This is a genomic window from uncultured Caulobacter sp. (assembly GCF_937900395.1).
Lineage (GTDB): Bacteria > Pseudomonadota > Alphaproteobacteria > Caulobacterales > Caulobacteraceae > Caulobacter.
The window spans coordinates 1-3827 of record NZ_CALCDX010000110.1; the positions used below are offsets into that span (position 1 = coordinate 1).

The 3827-nt window shown below is 68.8% G+C and carries 5 protein-coding genes; 3 read left to right on the top strand and 2 right to left on the bottom strand.

The window, feature by feature from the left end:
• The coding region (locus tag Q0379_RS09500; RefSeq protein WP_299007565.1) for an exodeoxyribonuclease III at nucleotides 1-653 on the bottom strand (653 nt) is incomplete at its 3' end.
• Between the two features lie 67 nt (nucleotides 654-720).
• Nucleotides 721-1053 (bottom strand): iron-sulfur cluster insertion protein ErpA, encoded by a 333-nt coding sequence (gene erpA / locus Q0379_RS09505; RefSeq protein ID WP_099538832.1) that lies wholly within the window; start codon nucleotides 1051-1053, stop codon nucleotides 721-723.
• 88 nt (nucleotides 1054-1141) lie between these two features.
• Between erpA and Q0379_RS09510 the strand changes: the two genes are divergently transcribed.
• The 3 genes from Q0379_RS09510 to Q0379_RS09520 form a co-directional block, all read left to right on the top strand.
• Entirely contained in the window at nucleotides 1142-2326 is a 1185-nt protein-coding gene (locus Q0379_RS09510; protein WP_299007573.1) for a deoxyguanosinetriphosphate triphosphohydrolase, read from the top strand.
• A gap of 162 nt (nucleotides 2327-2488) precedes the next feature.
• Nucleotides 2489-3289: an SPOR domain-containing protein gene (locus Q0379_RS09515; RefSeq protein ID WP_299007575.1), complete on the top strand. Its 801-nt coding sequence runs from the start codon at nucleotides 2489-2491 to the stop codon at nucleotides 3287-3289.
• Nucleotides 3286-3827, top strand: a 542-nt coding sequence (locus Q0379_RS09520) for a glycoside hydrolase family 3 N-terminal domain-containing protein (protein ID WP_299007580.1), incomplete at its 3' end; no start/stop codon positions are given. The genes Q0379_RS09515 and Q0379_RS09520, both read left to right, overlap by 4 nt.

Below are 3827 nucleotides of genomic sequence, written 5' to 3' on the forward strand. Positions count from 1 at the left end.
AGGTTCCGCTGCCAGGCGCCGGCCTGATAGTCCCAGAAGGTGTAGCCGCCCGGCGCGCCGTCGGCCTGCATATAGGCGTCGGTCAGGCCCAGGTTTTTCAAGGCGCGGAAGGCGGCGCGGCTCTCGGGGCGGAACAGGGCGTCGCCCAGCCACGCCTCGGGATTGGCGACGTCCTGCGCCTCGGGGATCACATTATAGTCGCCGGCGATGACCAGCGGCTCCTCGAAGGCCAGCAGGCCCTGGGCGTGCGCCTGCAGGCGCCGCATCCAGGCGAGCTTGTAGTCGAACTTCTCGGTCCCAATCGGATTGCCGTTGGGCAGGTAGATGCCGGCGACGCGGAACGGCGTCGGCGCGCCGATCACCGCCTCGACATAGCGGGCCTGCTCGTCGACCTCGTCTTCGGACAGGAAGGGCAGGCCCTTGCGGACGTCCTCGACGGGGTGCTTCGAAAGCAGGGCGACGCCGTTATAGGTCTTCTGGCCGTGGACGACGACGTTGTAGCCCAGGCGCTCGAACGCCTCGGCCGGGAACTTCTCATCGACGCACTTGATCTCCTGCAACACCGCGACGTCGGGCGCCTCGGCCTCGAACCAGCCCAGGACACGCTCCAGGCGGGCGTTGACCGAATTGACGTTCCAGGTGGCGATGCGCATCGAGGACTCCGAAGTGAGTCCGGAAGCTAGGGCCCCGGGCTAAGCGGCTCAAGGCGCCGCGTTCGGCTTAGATCGAGAAGCTGACGCCGCAGCCGCAGCTGGACTTGGCGTTGGGGTTGCGGACCCGGAACTCCGCGCCGGCCAGTTCGTCGACGAAGTCGATCTCCGAGCCCTTCAGCAGGGCCAGGGAAACGACGTCCACCAGGGCCGCCGCGCCGTCGCGCTCGATCTTCAGGTCGTCCTCCTCGACGGAGTCGACCAGGTCGAAGCGGTACTGGAAGCCCGAGCAGCCGCCGCCGTCCACCGCGATGCGCAGCATCAGCGGGCGGCCCTCGCTCTCGCCAATGGCCTTGATCCGACGAGCGGCGTTTTCGGAAAGCGTTAAGTCTGTTTGGGTCATGGCTGTGGAAAAGTCACCTTCGCCCTATATGAGGGTGTCGCGGCCTCTTCGGAAGGGGCCAAATCGACCAACGCGATAAAGGCGGTTTATGTCTCAGGTCCCGTACTTCGTCCCGCGCGCGCCGTACGCCGAAGATCCGTTCAAGTCGAAGGGCCGTCGCTTCAAGGAAGACGAGAGCCGCACCCGGACGCCGTTCGCCCGCGACCGCGACCGCATCATCCATACCTCGGCCTTCCGCCGCCTGAAGGAGAAGACCCAGGTCTTCGTGGCGCACGAGGGCGACAATTTCCGCACCCGCCTGACCCACTCGCTGGAAGTGGCGCAGGTGGCGCGCTCGCTGGCGACGGCGCTGGGCCTCGACAGCGACCTGGCCGAGACCATCGCGCTCGGCCACGACCTGGGCCATCCGCCGTTCGGCCACGCCGGCGAGGACGAGCTCGAGATTCAGATGCGCGACTACGGCGGCTTCGACCATAACGTCCAGACGTTCCGGGTCGTGACCGAGCTGGAGCACCGCTATCCGGACTTCCTGGGTTTGAACCTGACCTGGGAGACCCTGGAAGGGATCATCAAGCACAACGGGCCGGTCACGAATAAGCTGGGCAAGCCGTCCTGGAAGGCGATCTCCAAGTACGACAACGAGTACGAGCTGGGCCTGGATAGCTGGGCCTCGGCCGAGGCCCAGGTCGCCGCCCTGGCCGACGACATCGCCTACAACAATCACGACGTGGACGACGGCGTGACCGCCGGCCTGTTCACCCTGGACGAGCTGATGGACGTGCCGCTGATCGGCCCGATCCTGTTCGCGGTGAAGAGCGAGCGGCCGGATCTCGATCCGCGCCTGACCCACTTGGAGGCCGTGCGCCGCATGATCGGGGCGATGGTCGACGACGTCATGGGCGAGACCCTGCAGCGCGCCGCCGCCAGCGGCGTGCAGTCGGCCGACGACGTGCGGGCCCTGGACCACGCGCTGGTCGCTTTCTCGCCGGACATGGCCGAGGATCTGGCCCGGCTGCGCTCGTTCCTCTACGAGCGGATGTACCGCCACTGGCGCGTCAATCGCACGCGCAGCCAGGCCCGCCGTATTCTCGGCGAAATGTTCGCGCTATTCCTCAAAGAGCCGGAGGTCCTTCCGACCTGCTGGTTCGCCAAGTCGCAGAACCGCGACGAAGCGGGCAGGGCGCGCGTGGTGTGCGACTACATCGCGGGCATGACCGACCGCTTCGCGATAGAAGAGCACCGCAAGCTGTTTCATCTCGACGTCTGGAACTAAGCTTCCTGAGCGTCGGGCGAGCGGCGGGGATGAGCGCGGCTTGTCCCGCAACTGAGCGGCGCGAATGCTTCTGGGACGGTGCGGCCTTGGGGTAACCTAAAGGCCGGCGCGCCCGATTCGAGGCCTTCGATCCGCGCCCGAGTTTTTGGAGCTTAGCTTAAGATGTCCGATCCGCACCGCGGGGCCTATACGCCGCCCACCGACGCGCCTCTGTCGTTCGACGCGCGTCAGCCCGTGCGCGGCGCGCGCCCACTGCCCATGACCCTGATCATCAGCGCGGTGGTGTTGGTTACGCTGGTCGTCGGCGTGGCGCTGGTCTATCGCGGCGGCATCCGCAATCCGAACGAGCCGCCGCCCGCCGTCGGGACCGAAGTCGCCGAGATGAAGGTCCCGCCGCCGGCCAACAGCCAGCCGCAGGACCCGGCCGCCGGCCTGCAAATTTATCACAGCGAGGACGCGCAGCCGTCGGCGACCTTTGCCGCGCCGCCCGAGACGCCGCAGCCGCGTCCGGCCGTTCCGCTGCCGACCGCCCCGGTGCAAACCGCCGCCTTGCCGCCGGCCAAGCCGGCCGCCGCGCCGACCATCGAGTCTTTGGCGACCGACGCCGTGGCCCCCAAGCCCGCGCCGAAGCCGGTCCAGGTAGCCGCCGCCGCGCCGCCTGCTCCCAAGCCGGTCGCCGCCGCTCCGGCCGCCGCCGCGCCGAAGCCCGTCGCGACCGCCACCGGCCCCGCCTCGGTGCAGATCGGCGCGCTGTCGTCGCCGGCCCTGGCCGACAAGGCCTGGACCGACGCGGTGCGCCTAGCCCCCGGCCTCGCCGCCGGCAAGGGCAAGAAGGTCGAGGCCGTCGACAAGAACGGCGTGACCCTCTACCGCACCTCGGTCACCGGCTTCCCGACCCGTGAAGCCGCCAAGGCCTTCTGCGAGGCCATCTCGGCCTCGGGCAAGTCCTGCTTCGTCAAATGAGCCTGCTGATGGGCGCCCCTTCCGCCGCCATCCTCGGCTGCGCCGGGACCACGCTGACGGCCGAGGAGGCCGCCTTCTTCAAGGACGTGAAGCCCTGGGGCTTCATCCTCTTCAAGCGCAACATCGCCGACCCCAACCAGGTCCGGGCCCTCACCGCCGCCCTGCGCGAAACGGTCGGCCGGCCCGACGCGCCGATCCTGATCGACCAGGAGGGCGGTCGCGTCGCGCGCCTGCAGCCGCCGCACTGGCGGACCTATCCGCCGGGCCGCGCCTATGGCGAGCTGGTCGCCAACGATCCTCTGGTCGCCCGAGAAGTCACCCGTCTTGGCGCGCGGTTGATCGCCCACGACCTGCATGCCCTCGGCATCAACGTCGACTGCGTGCCGGTGCTGGACGTGCCGGATCCGCAAGGCCACGAGATCATCGGCGACCGCGCCTATGGCGACACGCCCGAGCAGGTGGCGACGCTCGGTCGAGCCGCCGCCGAGGGCCTGCTGGCCGGCGGCGTGCTGCCGATCATCAAGCACATCCCCGGCCA